This is a genomic window from Actinokineospora sp. UTMC 2448 (assembly GCF_024760565.1).
GTDB lineage: Bacteria > Actinomycetota > Actinomycetes > Mycobacteriales > Pseudonocardiaceae > Actinokineospora > Actinokineospora fastidiosa.
This window is the reverse complement of record NZ_CP031087.1, coordinates 5,003,869-5,020,788: the sequence shown is the minus strand read 5'-3', so window position 1 is coordinate 5,020,788 and position 16,920 is coordinate 5,003,869. Positions and strand designations below refer to the sequence as shown.

The window sequence follows — 16,920 nt, the reverse complement described above, 5'->3', positions numbered from 1 at the left end:
ATGCGTAAGGGGCCGAGCGTGACCGACATGGCGTCCAAGACCGAGAGCACCGAGGGTGGGGAAGCCACTCGGTGGTCCACCATCACCCGGTGGCGCGACTGGAACCTCCCGGTCAAGCTCAGCGCCGTCATCCTCGTCCCCGTCGTGTTCGCCATCGTGCTCGGCGGGCTGACCATCGGCGGGCAGATCGACACCGCCGACTCCTTCCGCAGGGTCGACCGCCTGGTCGTGGTCAACGACGACCTGCGCAAAGTCCTCACCTGGCTGCAGCGCGAGCGCACCAAGGCCGCGACGCTGCTCACCGGCGGCACCCGGGACATCACCTCCGAGCTCACCGCCGAGCAGCGCAGCGCCGACGCCGCCCGCGCGAACCTGGTCCGCTCGGTCGAGCGCGCGGAGTTCGCCAACCCCGCCACCGCCGACCGGCACGCCGCCGCCCTCACCCGCCTCGGCGAGCTGGACGGGCTGCGCGCCCGCGTCGCCGAGCGGGAGATCGACGGCGCGTCGGCGCTGGCCGGGTACACCGCGGTCATCGAGTCGCTGCTGGCCTTCGACCGCGCCGCCGCCGAGGAGATCGCCGACCCGGGCCTGTCCGGCACCGCGGGCGCGCTGCACCACCTGGAGGCGGCCAAGGAGGCCGTCTACTACCAGCAGGCCCTGGTCGCCATGGGCATCGCCCGCGGCGGGCTGTCCGCGGCCGAGCTGGAGGCGCTGCGCAGCTCGCAGGCCCGCTACGACGAGCACGTCCGCGAGTTCCGCGCCGTGGCCACCCCCGCCCAGCGCGCCGAGTTCGACCGGATGCTCGACGTGCCCGGCGTCGCCGCCCGGGTCGGCCTGCTGCGGCTGGTCGTCGGCGGCGAGGCCGAGACGCTGCCGCCGGTCGGCGTGCCGCTGCCGATCACCTCGGTCGACTGGAACGGCGCCTCCGAGCTGACCTCCGGCCGCATCAGCAACGTCAGCGGCACCCTCGGCCGGGAGATCATCACCCGCTCGGAGGCCATGCGGGACGCGGCCAGCGACGGCGCGGGCCTGGCGTCGGTCGTGCTCACCGTCGCCCTGGTGATCGCCGCGGCGGTCATCATCACCATCGGCCGCCAGCTGCTCACCTCGCTGCGACTGCTGCGCCGCGAGGCGTTCCGGGTCGCCGAGGAGTCGCTGCCCGCGGCCGTCGAGCGCATCCGCGGCGGCAAGAACCTGCCTGCCGAACCCGAGATCGACCCGGTCCCCATCACCACCGGCGACGAGGTCGGCGAGGTGGCCCGCGCCTTCGACGCGGTGCACCGGCAGGCGCTCAAGCTGGCCACCGAGCAGGCGGGCCTGCGGGCCAACTACAGCGACGTCTTCGTCAACCTCTCCCGCCGCAGCCAGGGCCTGGTCCAGCGCCAGCTGCACCTGCTAGAGCGGCTGGAGCGCGACGAGGAGGACGCCGACCAGCTGGCCGTGCTGTTCCAGCTCGACCACCTGGCCACCCGGATGCGCCGCAACAACGAGAACCTGATGGTGCTCTCCGGCGCCGACCTGGTGCGCAGGGCCAGCCTGCCCGCCCCGCTCGCCGACCTGCTGCGCGCCGCGGTCTCCGAGATCGAGCAGTACCAGCGCGTCGTCATCCAGCCGCCCGCGAACGTGCTGGTCGTCGGCTACGCCGTCGGCGACATCGTGCGCCTCACCGCCGAGCTGCTGGACAACGCGACCGCGTTCTCCGCCCCCGCCACCCAGGTGACGGTCTCCAGCCACCACAGCCCCGGCGGCGCGATCCGGGTGGAGATCGCCGACCGCGGCATCGGCCTGACCCCGACCGAGCTGGCCGAGGCCAATGCCCGGCTCGCCGACGCGGGCGCTGTCGACGCGTCCACCTCGCGCCGGATGGGCCTGTTCGTCGTCGGCAGGCTCGCCGCCCGGCTCGGCGTGCGGGTGTGGCTGGAACCGGCGATCGGGCAGGGCATGCGGGCCATCATCACCGTGCCCGCCGACCTGACCGCGCCCCCCGAGCCCGCCCGGGTCCCCGTCCTGCCCGCCCCCGCCGCCCCGCCCGCGCCGGAGACCACGGTGAACGGGGTGAACGGGACCAACGGGGTGAACGGGACCAACGGGCACGGCCCCGAGCCCCGGCGCGCCCACGGCCCCGCCGCCGAGCCCGACGCGCTGCCCCGCCGCACGAACGGCCACACCAACGGGCACGCCAACGGCTCCCCGGTCCCCGGCGTCGACCCGTTCGCCCCGTGGACCCCGGTGGAGACCACCGTCGTCGACGGACCGTCCACAGCGGACCTTCTCGAACTGCTCTCGCCGGGCGACGGCGCGTCCATGCCGGACAAGCCGATCGACACCGTCGCCGAGGCGCCCGCGCCGTCCGAGCCGGACACCGCCGAGCCCGCGCCGCTGCCGCGCAGGCAGCCGCGCAAGCCGGTGGACGCCGAGGTCACGCAGAACCTCCCGGAGACCGCCCCGGACGACGTCGGCGACGCGCTGTTCAGCCCGGCCGAGCCGAAGGCGACCGACACCGGCTGGTGGGACACCACGGTGGTGCACGAGCGCCCGCCCGCGGTGCACGAGACCACGCCGATCTTCGACGAGATGGTGTCCGCCTGGTTCCGCGCGGTCTCCGACGCCCCGGACAACGCCTGGGACTTCGCCGCGGACACCGGGTTCCGCACCGCGCGGACCGTCTCGTCCGCCGAGGCCGAGGAGTACACCGACTCCGGCCTGCCCCGGCGCACCCCGCGGCGGAACCTGGTGCCGGGCAGCGTGGACACGCGCGTGCACCACCGCCCCTCGTTCGCCCAGCGCAGCGCGCACGACCTGCGCGACCGCCTGTCGAGCTACCAGCGCGGCGTGCACCGCGCCCGCGGTGTGCACCACACCGGGCCCGCGCACGGCACGCCGGACAGCCTCGACCTGCGCGGCGCGCGCTGGCGCTTCGCCGCGGACGTGGGCTGGCAGGCCGCCGACGCGGTGGCCCGGTCGGTCCCGGCCGCCACCACGCCCACCGGGCTGCCCCGGCGCACGCCGCGCGAGCGGCTGCTCCCGGGCAGCCTGGAGACCGCGGCCCCCGCGTCCGGGCCCCGGGTGGAGCGCGACGCCGAGGCGCTGCGCTCCCGGCTCTCCGGGTTCCAGCGGGGCCTCGACCGCGGCCGCGACAGCCTCGCGCAGCGGGGCGTGCCCGCCGGGTCGGCGTCCTCCGGCGCAGGCCAGTCCGGGCGTGTCGATCACGAGGGCGACGGCGATGCGTGACGCCCGCTCGCCCAGCCCCACCACCGAATGGAGCACGATGACGTCCACGCAGTCCAAGCCAAGCCGGTTCGGCTGGCTGGTCAACGACTTCGCGGAGCGGGTGACCGGAGTCGCGCACGCCGTTGTGGTGTCCGCGGACGGTCTGCTGCTCACCTCGTCCAACCGGCTGCCGGTGGACCGCGCCGACCAGTTGGCCGCGGTCGCCTCCGGGATCATCAGCCTCACCCAGGGCGCTGCCCGCTGCTTCGAGGCGGGCTCCGTGCGCGAGACGGTGGTCGAGATGGAGCGCGGCATCATGCTGCTGATGGCCATCGGGGACGGGTCGTGTTTAGCGGTTCTCGCGGCCCCCACCTGCGACATCGGGCAGGTCGCCTACGAGATGACCCTGCTGGTCGACCGGGTCGGCCAGCTGCTGACCCCGGAGCTGCGCGCGGCGCTGCAGGGCGCGGCCGGGAGGATGGTGGGGCAGCCCGCATGACCGCGACATGAGCAGCGAGCACGAGCCGACCATCGCCGACGTGATGAACGGGCTCACCCGATCGCGCAAGCGCGCCAAGGGACGGTCCGATGTGGACCCCAGGCCCGCGCGACCGGTCGAGCCGCAGTGGCCGGACGCGGAGTCGGTGCCGATGGTCCGCCTGCCGGACGCGGCCGAGCAGGCCGCCATCGTCCGGCCGTACGCCTGGACGCGGGGCCGCACCCGGTCCAACTTCGAGCTGCGGCTGGAGACCATGGTGTCGACGAGCCCGCGCGCCGCCGACGCGTCCGCGTTCGCCGAGTCCGAGCACCGGGCCATCGGCGAGCTGTGCCGGGAGCCCCGGTCGGTGGCCGAGGTGGCCACGCTGCTCGGCGCGCCGCTGGGTGTGGCCAAGGTGCTGCTGGGCGACATGGCCCAGCTCGGGTTGGTCACCGTGCACAAGACCGCAACCGGCGGCGCCAACCGGGCGCACCTGGTGTTGATGGAAAGGGTACTGAGTGGACTCCGTCGACTTTGACCCCGCGCCGACCCTGACCTCGGTGAAGATCGTCGTCGCAGGCGGCTTCGGCGCGGGCAAGACCACCTTCGTCGGGTCGGTCTCGGAGATCATGCCGCTGACGACGGAAGCGGTCATGACCAGCGCCAGCGCGGGCATCGACGACATCGCCGCCACGCCGAACAAGTCGACGACGACGGTGGCCATGGACTTCGGCCGGGTGTCGCTGGACTCCGACCTGGTGCTCTACCTGTTCGGCACGCCCGGCCAGCAGCGCTTCTGGTTCATGTGGGACGACCTGGTGCGCGGGGCCATCGGCGCGGTGGTGCTGGCCGACACCCGCCGCCTGGCCGACTCGTTCTCCCCGATCGACTTCTTCGAGGAGCGGAACCTGCCCTACATCATCGGCCTGAACTGCTTCGACGGTCACCTGAACCACGACGTCGAGGAGGTGAGGGACGCCCTGGCCATCCCGCACGAGGTGCCGATCGTGCCCTGCGACGCCCGCGAGCGCGAGTCGGTGAAGAACACCCTCATCACGATGGTGGAGTACTCGATGCGCCGCTGGGTGGCCCTCCACGGAGCCGGGGTCGGCTGACTCCCTGGCGATCGGTCACCCGGCCGATCCCGGCTCCGTCCTTCCCGTCCGACCCGCGCCGTCACATCCGTCCCACCCCGCGTGTCAGCGGTGTGACGAGGCGACGGAGGATGGATTGATGGACGCGACGCAGTTCGAGCAGTACCGGCCGCACCTGCGCTCGGTGGCGCACCGGATGCTGGGCTCCCTGGCCGAGGCCGACGACGCGGTCCAGGAGACCTGGCTGCGGGTGAGCCGCTCGGACACCGAGGTGCACAACCTCGGCGGGTGGCTGACCACGGTGGTCGCCCGCGTCGCGCTGAACATGCTGCGCGCGCGCAAGCGCGAGGTGTACGTCCCCGACCCGGTCGTCGCCCCGGCGGACGGCCCGCAGCCGGAGGAGTCGGCGCTGATGGCCGACTCGGTGAGCATCGCCCTGCTGGTCGTGCTGGAGACGCTGACGCCCGCCGAACGCCTGGCCTTCGTGCTGCACGACCTCTTCGCCGTGCCCTTCGACGAGATCGCGCCGATCGTGGACAAGTCGCCCGCGGCGACCCGCCAGCTGGCCAGCCGGGCGCGCAGGCGCGTGCAGGGCGCGCCCGTGCCGGAGACGCCGGTGGCCGAGCAGCGCGCGGTGGTCGACGCCTTCCTCGCCGCCTCCCGGGGCGGCGACCTCGCCGCCCTGGTCGCCGTCCTGCACCCGGACGTGGTGATCCGCGCCGACGGCGGTGAGCACGGCCCCACCTCGGTCCTGCGCGGCGTCGACGCGGTGTCCCGCGGCGCGGTGGCCTTCGCGCGCCTGGCCATGCACACCGTCCCCGCCCTGGTCAACGGCGGCGCGGGCGCGGTGGCCCTGGCCGACGGCAAGGTCTTCTCGGTGGCCTCGTTCACCGTCGCCGACGGCCGCATCACCGCGATGGACATCCTCACCGACCCCGACCGCCTGGCCCTGCTCGACCTGGAGGTGCTCGGCTAGCGGGTATCGGCACTTTGGCCGGTGTCGCAGCGCGTCACTGGCCGTGACCCCGCCGTGTCCGCGAGAGTTCTCCCGCGACGTCGCACTCACCCACGGCAACGGAGAAGCCAATGCGATTGCGCGGTGCGATTCTCAGCGTCCTTGTCCTGGCAGCACTGATCACCGGCGCGGCGCCCGCGGTGGCGGGCGGAAGCGGCCCCTACCCGGCCGGTTACGAAACCTCCTACCGCCTGCCGGACCACACCATCTACCGGCCGAACACGCTCCCCGCGGGCGTGCGGCTGCCGATCGTCGCGTGGGGCAACGGCGCCTGCCGCGCGGACGGCACCTGGTTCGAGAACGTCCTGACCGAATGGGCGTCGCACGGGTTCCTGGTCATCGCCAACGGCAGGCCGGGCGGCTGGGGCTCCACCAGCTCCGACATGCTGGTCGAGGCGATCGACTGGGCGGTGGCGGAGAACTCCCGGGTCCGCAGCCGCTACTACGGCCGCATCGACACCACCAGGATCGCGGTGATGGGCCAGTCGTGCGGCATCGAGACCTACGAGGTCGCCGACGACCCGCGGATCACCACCACGGTGCTGTGGAACAGCGGCCTGCTGCGCGACTCGCAGAACCACCTGCTCCAGGGGCTCCACGCCCCGATCGCCTACTTCATCGGCGGCCCCGAGGACATCGCCCACGGGAACGCGATGGACGACTGGCGGCGGCTGCCCGCGGGCCTGCCCGCGTTCATGGGCAACCTGGACGTCGGCCACTACGGCACCTTCGCCGAGCCCAACGGCGGCGAGTTCGGCCGGGTCGGCGGGCACTGGCTGAAGTGGCAGCTCAAGGGCGAGGCGGCCAGCCGTGCCCAGTTCGTCGGGCCGGACTGCGGGCTGTGCTCCACGGAGTGGGACGTGCTGCGGAAGAACATGTGACCCGCGGGCGGGCCACCCTCACGGCACGAGGGTGGCCCGCAGGGCGTCGAGGCCGGTGAGGAAGGCGTCGAGGGCCAGCTCGAAGGAGTCGGCGTCGATCTGGTCGGCGTGCTCGCGCAGCCGGTGGGCCTGGGTGAGGTGCGGGTAGCGGTCGACGTAGACCTGCACGTCGTCCTCGAAGCCGCGGGAGAACGAGCTGATCGCCGCGCCCAGCACCAGGTACTTGGTGGACGCGCCGATCATCGTGGCGTAGCGCGGCGGCCAGCCCGCGGCGACGAGGCCGCCGTGGACGGCGTCGGCGCGGGCCAGCGAGACCTCGCGCCGGGCCGGTCCGGTGGCCAGCACCGGGACCATGTTGGGGTGCGCGGCCAGCGCCGCCCGGTAGGACCGCGCCCAGGTGCGCAGGCCGGAGCGCCAGTCAAGGGCGAACGCGCTGGTGTCGACCGCCTCCATGATCCCGTCGGCGATGTCCTGCAGCAGCTCGTCCTTGGTCTTGTAGTGCGAGTACAGCGACGGCGCCTGCACGCCCAGCTCCGCGGCCAGCCTGCGCATCGACAGGCCGGTCAGGCCGTCGGCATCCACCAGAGCGAGCGCGCGCGAGCGGATGCGCTCGCGGCTCAGCAGCGGTGTGGGCGGGCGGGGCACTGCCGGTCCCAGATCACGCTGTCTCCCAGGTCACGTCCGGGCGCGGTTGCCCGCGCGTCCTCGGCGATCCTATCCTCAGGTTACCTAACACCGTACGGTTTATGAGGGACGGCACGCATGGACCTCTCGCTCACCGACGAGCAGCAGGCGCTGTGGGACCTGGCGCGGGACTTCATCGACCGGGAGGTCGTGCCCAACACCCGGGAGTGGGACCGCCGCGAGCAGGTGGACCGCGCGATCGTCGGCAAGCTCGGCGCGGTCGGGTTCCTGGGCATGACCGTCCCCGAGGAGTACGGCGGCTCCGGCGGCGACACGCTCTCGTACTGCCTGATGATGGAGGAGCTGGGCCGAGGCGACTCGGCGATCCGCGGGATCGTCAGCGTCTCCCTCGGCCTGGTCGGCAAGTCGATCGCCGCGTGGGGAACCCACGAGCAGAAGCAGCGGTGGCTGCCCGGGCTGTGCTCCGGGGAGTCGCTGGCGTGCTTCGGCCTGACCGAGCCGGACACCGGCTCCGACGCCGCGTCGCTGTCGACCCGCGCGGTCCGCGACGGCGACGAGTACGTGATCACCGGCTCGAAGATGTTCATCACGAACGGCACGTGGGCCGACGTGGCGCTGATCTTCGCCCGCACCGGCGGGCCCGGCCCCAAGGGGATCAGCGCGTTCCTCGTCCCGACCGCGGCGGAGGGCTTCGCGCACACCGAGATCAAGGGCAAGCTCGGGCTGCGCGGGCAGTCCACCGGCGAGCTGGCGCTCGACGGCGTCCGGGTGCCGGTGGAGAACCGGCTCGGCGACGAGGGCGTCGGCTTCAAGATCGCGATGTCCGCTTTGGACAAGGGCAGGATGTCGGTGGCGTCCGGCTGCGTCGGCCTCGCCCAGGGAGCGCTGGACGCCAGCGTGCAGTACGCCAAGGAGCGCACGCAGTTCGGCAAGCCGATCGCGTCCTACCAGCTCGTGCAGCAGATGCTGGCCGACATGGCCGTCAACACCGACGCCGCGCGCCTGCTCGTCTGGCGCGTGGCCGACCTCGTCGAGCGCGAGCAGCCCTTCGGCACCGCCGCGTCGATGGCGAAGCTGTTCGCCAGCGAGAACGCCGTCAACGCGGCCAACCTGGCGATCCAGGTCTTCGGCGGCTACGGCTACCTCGACGAGTACCCGGTCGCCAAGTACCTGCGCGACGCCCGGGTCATGACCCTCTACGAGGGCACCAGCCAGATCCAGAAGCTGCTGATCGGCCGCGCGCTGACCGGCCTGAACGCGTTCACATAGGACGGACACATGGATTTCGCGCTGTCGGACGAGGAGACCCAGGTCCGCGACTGGGTGCGCACCTTCGTGCGCAAGGAGATCGCCCCGCTCGAGCCGGAGGTGCTGCGCCGCGAGCGCGCGCATCTGCCGGGCCTGGCCGCCGACGAGCTGCGCGAGCTGCAGCTCAAGGCCAGGGAGTCCGGGTTCTGGGGCGTGCAGACGCCCGAGGAGTACGGCGGGATGGGGCTGGGCGCGGTGCTGACCGCGCTCATCGAGGCGGAGCTGGGGCGCTCGTTCGTCCCGTTCCGCTTCGGCGGCCACGCCGACAACATCCTCTACTACGCCAACGACGAGCAGCGCGAGCGCTACCTGCTGCCGACGATCGCCGGTGAGCGCCGCTCGTGCTTCGCCATCAGCGAGCCGGGCGCCGGGTCCGACGCGCGCGCCATCCGCGCCACGGCCCGCCGCGACGGCGACGACTGGGTCATCAACGGCGAGAAGACGTTCATCACCGGCGGCAACGAGGCCGACTTCGCGATGGTGTTCGCCCGCACCGACGAGGGCGTCACCTGCTTCCTGGCCGACCGCGCCGACGGCTGGCGCTCCGAGCCGATCGACACCATGGGCGAGTGGGGACCGGCGGCGCTGGTCTTCGAGGACGTCCGGGTGCCGGGCGCCAACGTGCTCGGCGAGGTGGGCAAGGGCTTCGACCTGGCGATGAAGTGGATCGGCCGGGGCCGCTACCTGCTGCCCGCCCGCGCGCTGGGCGCGTGCGAGCGGCTGGTCGAGATGGCCATGGAGCACGCCCGCACCCGGGTGACCTTCGGCGCGCCCATCGCCGACCGGCAGGCCATCCAGTGGATGATCGCCGACTCCGCGGTGGAGATCGAGGCGCTGCGCTGGCTGGTCCTGCACGCCGCGTGGCTGGTCGACCGGGGCGCGGACTCCCGGCACGCGCAGTCCATGGCCAAGCTGTACGGCGGCGTGAAGGCCAACGAGATCGTCGACCGGGTCCTGCAGATCCACGGCGGCATGGGCTACACCCGGGAGCTGCCCGTCGAGCGCTGGTACCGGGAGCTGCGGCTGCTGCGCATCTACGAGGGCACCGACGAGATCCAGCGCCGCACGATCGCCCGCAACCTGCTGAAGGGGCACGCGCGGGTGTCGGGAACACTCGGGTGACGCACACGCAGGGAGGAGCGCACATGGTCAGGGCCGCGGTGCTGGCGGAGCAGGGCACGCAGCTGGAGGTCACCGACATCGTCGTCGGCGAGCCGGGGCCGGGCCGGGTGAAGGTGCGCGTCGCCGCGGCGGGCGTGTGCCACTCGGACCTGTCGCTGGCCAACGGCACGCTGCGCCAGCCCGTCCCGGCGGTGCTGGGCCACGAGGGCGCGGGCACGGTCGTGGCGGTGGGGGAGGGGGTGACCAGCGTCGCCCCCGGCGACCACGTGCTGCTGAACTGGTCCCCGCCCTGCCGCGAGTGCTGGTTCTGCGAAATCGGCGAACCGCACCTGTGCGAGCGGGCCGACTGGTCGGACACCTCGCACGCGACCCTGCCCGACGGCGCCGAGCTGTACCCCGGGCTGGGCGCGGGCGCCTTCGCCGAGGAGACGATCGTGCCAGCGGGCGGCGCGATCAAGATCCCGTCCGACATCCCGCTGGCCGAGGCGGCAGTCCTGGGCTGCGCCGTGCTGACCGGCGCGGGCGCGGTGTTCAACACCGCGCGCGTGCGGCCGGGCCAGTCGGTGGCGGTCGTCGGGCTCGGCGGCGTCGGGCTGTCCGTGCTGCAGGCGGCCCGGATCGCGGGCGCCGGGCCGATCGTCGCGCTGGACGTGCAGGACAAGGCCGAGCTGGCCATGGCCCACGGCGCCACGGACTTCGTCCGGTCCGACGAGAAGGCGGGCAAGGCCGTGCGCGCCCTGACCGGCGGGCGCGGCGCGGACGTGGTGATCGAGTGCGTCGGCCACCCGGCCGCGATCCGCACTGCCTGGTCGGCCAGCAGGCGCGGCGGCCACGTCGTGGTCGTCGGCGTCGGCTCGGCGAAGGCCAAGGTCGAGTTCAGCGCGTTGGAGCTGTACTGGTTCGGCCGCACCCTCAGCGGCTGCGTCTACGGCGAGATCGACCCCGACGTGGACGTCCCCCGCGTGCTCGACTGGGTCCGCACCGGCCAGCTGGACGCGTCCTCGCTGATCACGGCCCGCACGGACCTGTCGGGGATCGAGAACGCCTTCGCCGAGATGCGTGCGGGTCGTGGCGGGCGGACGCTCGTTATCCCGTAGACAGGGCTATCGGGGCTCTGGGATGGAGGAGGGCCTGCCCGGCGTGAGCACCCGGGCAGGCCCTCCGTCGTTCAGATGGCCTGGTTGGCGAAGCCGTGGCGGGCGATGCCGGAGAGCATGGCGCGCCAGGCCGTGGTGCTGGTGTGCGGGTCGCCGCTGATGCCCAGGCGGGCCTTGGCGGTGGTGAAGGCGCTCTGGGTCAGGGGGCCCCAGTCGCCGTCGACGGATAGGCCGGAGCCCATGAAGTTGTTGCACATCGCCTGGACGAAGACGGTGTCGCTGCGGGAGCCCTTCTGGCAGACGGTCGGCAGGCCCGCGAAGTCGGCGTGGATGTGGTCCTCGTGGTCGGCGTTGTACCAGCCGTCGAGGGCGTAGCGGAAGCGGCGGCGGCAGACGGCGTCCACGGCCAGGTAGCGGCGGCGCAGCGACTGGGTGCCGGAGGAGTGGTGGCGGTCCAGCGGCGAGCTGACCTGGCCGCCGGACCAGCGCACGTGGTCGAGGTCCATGGCGGTCCCCGCGCCGTGCTGGCCGGGCTTGTTCACGTAGAACCCGGCGGAGACCAGGTAGGTGATGCTGCCGTACCCGCTGGACAGCGAGCGCAGGTCGCGGATCCAGAGCACCAGGGAGTCGTAGAACGCCTGCGTGCACTGCCAGTTGCGCAGGGTGGTGTTGCCCCGGTTGGAGCGCCAGTAGTAGACGGGGGTGCCGTCGATGCGGCTGAAGGTGATCATCGCTCCCTCACCAGGGTGCCGCGGGTGAGCCAGAAGCCGCCGCCGACGGCGTGCGCGTCGCGCGGGACGGCGACGACCTCGCGGTCGCCAGCGAGGGTTCCCCGCACGGGCGCGGTGTCATCCAGCGCGTTGCCCGTCCAGCGGTCGCCGACGAGTTCGCGGACCGCGCTCGCGGGCACGGTGGCGCCCTGGGTCCACGCGATGCCGTCGGGGGAGTGGAAGACGACGGAGCCGTGCAGGTCGACGGCGGCGGCCGTCCAGCCGTCGGCGTGCCCGATGACCGCGGTGACGGCGAGCCCGTCGCTGAGCCCCCGCACCGGCAGCGTCAGCCAGTCCCGCGACTGCGTGCGGATGGCGGCTACGGCCCGCACGGGCGTGCCCTCCTCGGAGAGCAGCGAGCCGAGGACCAGAGTCCCCCTCGGCCCCGCCCCGACCGCGGTGAACACCGCGTGCGGCTCGTTGCGCCTGCCGGCCGCGGTCCAGCCAAGGCCGTCGGCCGACTCCCAGATGGCGGCCTTCCCACCGTGGGCGCCAACGGCGACGAAGCCCGCCGCCACGGCAATGACGTCCGCCCCGTCGAGCCCCCGGGTCGGGACGGCGCCGGTCTCGTCGGCCAGCACCCAGGCGCCCCCGCTGAGGGCGAGCACCCGCCCACCCACCGGCCCGGCGGCACGGTCGATCACGGGGGACGCTTGGGCTGAAGCACCACCGCCAACAGCGGAGACGGCGGCGGTTGCGGCTGTTGCGGCTGTCAGGGAGAGGAAAGTGCGCCTACATAACCGACGATCGACCATCTGCTGCGCTCCTCGGCGAGAGTAAGAAGCTCACGTGCTTGCCACGCGGTCTGCAACATCTCAACAACCACCACCGGCGCCCCTCAATCACCCGAACAGCCCAGGACATTCCCACTGGCGACGACGCATTCACCGAGTTGTCGCACCAGGTGCTGCGCGACAACCCACCGAACCGCCGGATCATCGAAGGCCACGATGATGTCCTCCATCGCGACCATCCCCAGCGCCCCGACCACGTGAAGCGCTCCACGAACCCCGACAACCGGATGGCACTTGGACCGAACGCACACCATCCGGCCGCGCAAACCAGGGCACACCCGAGCCGAGATCCGAGCGCACGGCAGGCAGACCGGGGCGTCGTAGGTCGCCATGCCATCGGGCCAGCCTGGCCAGTCATCGCGGTAGTCGGGCAGCACCCACAACACGCCGTCGTCGTTTCGATCAGGCGGGCCCGCGCACACCTGGCACAGCAGTCGCCGCATCACCCGCCGCTGCCGCAGCGAGTGGACGTTGCCGAAAACCGGCCTGCCCACACCCGGACGGGACTCCATCCGCGCCCAGAGAACGCCGTTCCCATCCCGATCGCCCACGGTCTCATCCCGATACCGGATCCCCGCGCCGCTGGCCATAGGCACAACCACGGTGGGCAAGACGCGTTCGCCGCTCCACGCCGCGACATAGGGGACCGTTGGCTTCCCCGACATAATCCCAGCACCCTTTTCCGTTGTTTGTTCGACGCGGCGCCGGATCTCCGTTCGCGAGGCGGCCGCTTCCTGTATCGTGGCGAATACGGAGCGCGACAGGAAGAATGTGGCCGTCTGCAAGAGTCTGCAAAGGAATCGACGTGGACAACCTCGGCGCGATGCTCAGGGCGGCCCGTGTGGCGGCGGGAGTGAGCCTGTCCGCGATGGCGGAGCGCACCCACTACAGCAAGCCGTACCTCGGTCAGTTGGAAACCGGCAAGCGCATGATCAAGCCCGAGCACGTCACGGCCTACGCCCGTGCCCTCGACGTTCCGGAGTCCGCGCTGTATGGGCCGATGGGCGATCCACTGCGGGCGGCGCATGAATGGTTGGTGTCCGATTCCCCGGCCAAGGCCCACCTCGACTCCGGGCGTCGGGTGGGAGCGGAGCTGGCGACGGCACTGGAGACCAGGGTGGTGCGGTTGCGCAACCTCGACGACGTGATAGGCGGACGCGAGCTGTTCCCTTTGGTGCGCAACGAGCTTCTCGACGCCCAACAGACGATCCAGACTGCCGCGTACGACGCAAGGACGAGCCGGCGCTTGCTGACAGTGGTGGGCGAACTAGCGCAACTCGCCGGATGGGTGGCCAGCGACGCGGGTCGGTATCGGGAAGCGCAGCGCGTCTATCTGTCCGGCGTCTCCGCGGCGCGGGAGGCGGGCGACGACGTTCTGGTGGCGCAGCTGCTGTCCTGTCTGAGTTATCAGATCGCCAACGTCGGGAATCCCGTGGACGCCGCTTTGCTCGCCCGCACGGCCGCCGCTGGAGCTCGACGCGCGACGCCGGTCGTGCGGGCCTTGTTGTGGGAAAGAGTGGCTTGGGCGTCCGCCAGGTCGAGAGACCGTGAGGGGACCCGACGCGCCTTGGACGCGGTGGACGACGTTTACGAGCGGCGGTCACCCTCTATCGAGGAGCCCGAATGGGTGTACTGGGTGAATCGCGACGAAATCGCGGTCATGGCCGGACGCTGCATGGTCGAACTCGGTGACCCGCGCAATGCCGCACCGCTCCTTTCCGCGGTCATAGAGAAATATCCGGCCGAGCACGTTCGCGAGCGGGCGCTGTATATGTCGTGGCTCGCCGAGTCCTACGCGCGGGCGGGGGACCGCGGCGCGGCCAACGAGGTGATCGCCCGGGCGCGTGCCCTGGCCGACAGCGCGCAGTCGACCAGGCTGGACGCCCGGGTAGACCACGTCCACCTGTTGGTCAGCGACCACGAACGGTAGCCAGCCAGTCGGTGGGGTGATCGCAAGGACATCGCTACGGCCAGATGTTGGCGGTAGCGAGGTCGTGGCATCTAAGCTGGGGCGATCCCCAAACCCACTGGGAGGTGCCATGCCCGCCACCCTCGCCATGCACATGAGCGACGGGCTGCTCGACGCCCCGACGTCGGTGTTGTTTCTCGTCGTCGGGGGTGTCGGTGTTCTGCTCGCCCTCGTGCGGGCGCGCGGCGCGCTGGATGATCGGACCGCGCCGATGGCCGGGTTGGTGGCGGCGTTCATCTTCGCGGTGCAGATGCTCAACTTCCCCGTCCTCCCCGGGGTCAGCGGTCACCTGCTCGGCGGGGCGCTCGCGGCGATCCTGGTGGGGCCGTGGGTGGGGGCGCTGTGCATCGCGATCGTGCTCGTCGTGCAGGCGTTGGTGTTCGCCGACGGCGGGTTGAGCGCGCTCGGCGCCAACGTGACCAACCTCGCGCTCATCGGCACCGCCGTCGGATTCCTGGTCGCGCTCGGGCTGCGCGGGCTCGTCCGCAGGGGCAGGGGCGGGCTCGTGGCGACCGCGTTCATCGCAGCGTTCGCCAGCACGGTCGTCGCGTCGCTCGGGTTCGTGGCCGAGTACGCGATCGGCGGCGACCCCGCGTTCGACCTCGGCACCATCGCCACCACCGTCGTCGGCGTGCACTGCCTGATCGGCATCGGCGAGGGGATCATCACCGCACTGACCGTGGGCGCGATCGCCGCCGTCCGGCCCGACCTGGTCTACCTGCTGCGCGGCGAGCGGCGGCCGCTGGAGGTGTCGGCGTGAAGAACCGCACGTTCCTCTTCGGATTCCTGATCGTCGCCCTGGTGCTGGCGGGCGGGGTGTCCTATTTGGCCTCTAGCAGCCCGGACGGCCTCGACCACGCCACCCTGCAGGGCTGCGAGGAGACCGACGCCGGGCTGACCGGCCAGTGCGTCGCGCAGAACGCCACCGACCACGACCTCGCCGAGAGCCCGCTGGCCGACTACGCCGTGAGCGGCGCAGAGGGGACCACCGGCCTGGCGGGCGTGATCGGCGTGCTGATCACCGTCGCCGTCGCGGGCGGGCTGTTCTGGCTGCTGCGCAGGCGGACGCCGACCCGGGGGTGAACCCGCTGCACCGGCCCGGGGACAGCCCGGTCCACCGGCTCCCGGCCCAGGTGAAGATCGTCGGCGCGCTGGCGTTCGTGCTGTGCGTCGTCGCGACCGACCGCACCGCGTACTGGGCGTTCGGCGCGTACCTCGCCGTGCTGGCCGCGGTGTGGGTGGTCGCGGCCATCCCGCCCGGCTGGATGGCGAAGCGCGCGCTGATCGAGACGCCGTTCGTGGTGCTCGCGCTGGCCGCGCCGTTCCTCGGCGGCGGCCCGGAGACCGAGGTGCTGGGGGTCTCGGTCTCCGTGGGCGGCCTGCTCGCGGGGTGGAACATCGTGGCCAAGGGCACCATCGGCGTCCTCGCCTCGCTGACCCTCGCGGCCACGACCACGCCGCGCGACCTGGTCGTCGGCCTGCAGCGGCTGCGCACGCCGTCGGTGGTCGTGACCATCGCCACGCTCATGCTGCGGTACCTGGAGGTCATCGTCGCCGAGGCCCGCCGGATGCGGCTGGCCCGCATCAGCCGCGGCCACGACCCCCGCTTCCTGTGGCAGGTCGGCGCGACCGCGCGCGGCATCGGCACACTGTTCCTGCGCAGCTACGAGAGGGGCGAACGGGTGCATCTGGCGATGGTGTCGCGCGGCTACGCGGGCGCGCTGCCCGACGCGGGCGGTCCGGCCCGGCCGCTGTCCTGGCTGTCCGGGCTGGTCCCGGCCGCGACCGCGGCCGTCGTCCTGGTCGGCACGCTGTGACACCACCGGCCCTGCTGGTCGACGGCCTCGCCTACGCCTACCCCGACGGGCACCAGGCACTCTTCGGCGTCAACCTGCGCGTCGACCGGGGCGAGCGGGTGGCCCTGCTCGGCCCCAACGGCGCGGGCAAGACGACCCTGGTCCTGCACCTCAACGGCGTCCACACGCCCGGCGCGGGCCGCGTCGAGGTCGGCGGGCTGGCGGTGGCCAAGCCGAACCTCAAGGAGATCCGCCGCCGCGTCGGCATCGTCTTCCAGGACCCCGACGACCAGCTGTTCATGCCCACCGTCCGGGAGGACGTCGCCTTCGGCCCGGCCAACTTCGGCCTGCCCCCCGAGCGTGTCGACCAGGCGCTGGCGGCCGTCGGGATGACCGAGCACGCCGACCGCTCGCCGCTGCACCTCTCCGGCGGCCAGCGCAGGCGCGTGGCGCTCGCCACGGTCCTGGCCTGCGACCCGGAGATCCTGGTGCTCGACGAGCCCAGCGCCAACCTCGAGCCGGTGGCCCGCCGCGAGCTCGCCGAGGTGCTGCTCGGCCTGGACCGCACCCTGCTCATGGTCACCCACGACCTGCCCTACGCCCTGCAGCTGTGCCCGCGCTCGGTCCTGATCGACAACGGCGTCGTCGTGGCCGACGGACCCACCCGCGACCTGCTCGCCGACACCGAGCTGCTGGCCGCGCACCGGTTGGAACTTCCGTTCGGGTTCCGCCTGGACTAGT

The 16,920-nt window shown here is 72.6% G+C and carries 18 protein-coding genes; 14 read left to right on the top strand and 4 right to left on the bottom strand.

Annotated features, from left to right (window positions below; genetic code table 11):
- Window positions 1-27 precede the first annotated feature (27 nt).
- From Actkin_RS22745 to Actkin_RS22720, 6 genes are all read left to right on the top strand, one after another.
- Complete coding sequence (locus Actkin_RS22745; RefSeq protein WP_258907973.1) at window positions 28-3,231, top strand: sensor histidine kinase; 3,204 nt, start codon at window positions 28-30, stop codon at window positions 3,229-3,231.
- Window positions 3,232-3,268: 37 nt separating this feature from the next.
- Entirely contained in the window at window positions 3,269-3,709 is a 441-nt protein-coding gene (locus Actkin_RS22740; protein ID WP_189211434.1) for a roadblock/LC7 domain-containing protein, read from the top strand.
- 7 nt (window positions 3,710-3,716) lie between these two features.
- Window positions 3,717-4,226: a DUF742 domain-containing protein gene (locus Actkin_RS22735; protein ID WP_189211433.1), complete on the top strand. Its 510-nt coding sequence runs from the start codon at window positions 3,717-3,719 to the stop codon at window positions 4,224-4,226.
- Entirely contained in the window at window positions 4,207-4,803 is a 597-nt protein-coding gene (locus Actkin_RS22730; protein ID WP_229786986.1) for a GTP-binding protein, read from the top strand. Before Actkin_RS22735 ends, Actkin_RS22730 begins: the two co-directional genes overlap by 20 nt.
- A gap of 118 nt (window positions 4,804-4,921) precedes the next feature.
- Window positions 4,922-5,758: a sigma-70 family RNA polymerase sigma factor gene (locus Actkin_RS22725; protein WP_189211432.1), complete on the top strand. Its 837-nt coding sequence runs from the start codon at window positions 4,922-4,924 to the stop codon at window positions 5,756-5,758.
- Window positions 5,759-5,868: 110 nt separating this feature from the next.
- Window positions 5,869-6,678 (top strand): poly(ethylene terephthalate) hydrolase family protein, encoded by an 810-nt coding sequence (locus tag Actkin_RS22720; RefSeq protein ID WP_258904204.1) that lies wholly within the window; start codon window positions 5,869-5,871, stop codon window positions 6,676-6,678.
- Window positions 6,679-6,696: 18 nt separating this feature from the next.
- On the opposite strand, the gene Actkin_RS22715 is transcribed toward Actkin_RS22720, so the two are convergent.
- Entirely contained in the window at window positions 6,697-7,323 is a 627-nt protein-coding gene (locus Actkin_RS22715; protein ID WP_258904203.1) for a TetR/AcrR family transcriptional regulator C-terminal domain-containing protein, read from the bottom strand.
- 117 nt (window positions 7,324-7,440) lie between these two features.
- Here Actkin_RS22715 and Actkin_RS22710 point away from each other — a divergent pair, with 117 nt between their 5' ends.
- From Actkin_RS22710 to Actkin_RS22700, 3 genes are read left to right on the top strand one after another with little or no spacing between them, the layout of a single operon-like run.
- The gene (locus Actkin_RS22710) at window positions 7,441-8,592 is read left to right on the top strand and encodes an acyl-CoA dehydrogenase family protein (RefSeq protein ID WP_258904202.1); all 1,152 of its coding nucleotides are present in this window, start codon (window positions 7,441-7,443) and stop codon (window positions 8,590-8,592) included.
- A 9-nt stretch (window positions 8,593-8,601) separates the two neighbouring features.
- Window positions 8,602-9,753: an acyl-CoA dehydrogenase family protein gene (locus Actkin_RS22705; RefSeq protein ID WP_258904201.1), complete on the top strand. Its 1,152-nt coding sequence runs from the start codon at window positions 8,602-8,604 to the stop codon at window positions 9,751-9,753.
- A gap of 23 nt (window positions 9,754-9,776) precedes the next feature.
- Complete coding sequence (locus Actkin_RS22700; protein ID WP_258904200.1) at window positions 9,777-10,850, top strand: alcohol dehydrogenase catalytic domain-containing protein; 1,074 nt, start codon at window positions 9,777-9,779, stop codon at window positions 10,848-10,850.
- Between the two features lie 71 nt (window positions 10,851-10,921).
- On the opposite strand, the gene Actkin_RS22695 is transcribed toward Actkin_RS22700, so the two are convergent.
- From Actkin_RS22695 to Actkin_RS22685, 3 genes are all read right to left on the bottom strand, one after another.
- On the bottom strand, window positions 10,922-11,581 hold the full coding sequence (locus Actkin_RS22695) for an extensin family protein (protein ID WP_258904199.1): 660 nt from the start codon (window positions 11,579-11,581) through the stop codon (window positions 10,922-10,924).
- The gene (locus Actkin_RS22690; protein ID WP_258904198.1) at window positions 11,578-12,264 is read right to left on the bottom strand and encodes a hypothetical protein; all 687 of its coding nucleotides are present in this window, start codon (window positions 12,262-12,264) and stop codon (window positions 11,578-11,580) included. The genes Actkin_RS22695 and Actkin_RS22690 overlap by 4 nt, the downstream gene beginning before the upstream one ends.
- A gap of 194 nt (window positions 12,265-12,458) precedes the next feature.
- Window positions 12,459-13,004, bottom strand: a complete 546-nt coding sequence (locus Actkin_RS22685) for a hypothetical protein (RefSeq protein ID WP_258904197.1) — start codon at window positions 13,002-13,004, stop codon at window positions 12,459-12,461.
- 215 nt (window positions 13,005-13,219) lie between these two features.
- Here Actkin_RS22685 and Actkin_RS22680 point away from each other — a divergent pair, with 215 nt between their 5' ends.
- The 5 genes from Actkin_RS22680 to Actkin_RS22660 all read left to right on the top strand — a co-directional run bounded on the left by Actkin_RS22680 (window position 13,220) and on the right by Actkin_RS22660 (window position 16,919).
- Complete coding sequence (locus Actkin_RS22680) at window positions 13,220-14,344, top strand: helix-turn-helix domain-containing protein (RefSeq protein WP_258904196.1); 1,125 nt, start codon at window positions 13,220-13,222, stop codon at window positions 14,342-14,344.
- A 109-nt stretch (window positions 14,345-14,453) separates the two neighbouring features.
- Window positions 14,454-15,143, top strand: coding sequence for an energy-coupling factor ABC transporter permease (locus Actkin_RS22675; protein WP_258904195.1), 690 nt, complete (start codon window positions 14,454-14,456; stop codon window positions 15,141-15,143).
- Window positions 15,140-15,466 carry a PDGLE domain-containing protein gene (locus Actkin_RS22670; RefSeq protein WP_189211419.1) on the top strand — a complete coding sequence of 109 codons (327 nt, stop codon included), beginning with the start codon at window positions 15,140-15,142 and terminating at the stop codon, window positions 15,464-15,466. The genes Actkin_RS22675 and Actkin_RS22670 overlap by 4 nt, the downstream gene beginning before the upstream one ends.
- Window positions 15,463-16,200 (top strand): cobalt ECF transporter T component CbiQ, encoded by a 738-nt coding sequence (gene cbiQ, locus Actkin_RS22665; protein ID WP_258904193.1) that lies wholly within the window; start codon window positions 15,463-15,465, stop codon window positions 16,198-16,200. Before Actkin_RS22670 ends, cbiQ begins: the two co-directional genes overlap by 4 nt.
- Window positions 16,197-16,919, top strand: coding sequence for an energy-coupling factor ABC transporter ATP-binding protein (locus Actkin_RS22660; protein ID WP_189211417.1), 723 nt, complete (start codon window positions 16,197-16,199; stop codon window positions 16,917-16,919). Before cbiQ ends, Actkin_RS22660 begins: the two co-directional genes overlap by 4 nt.
- The last annotated feature ends 1 nt before the right edge of the window (window position 16,920 follow it).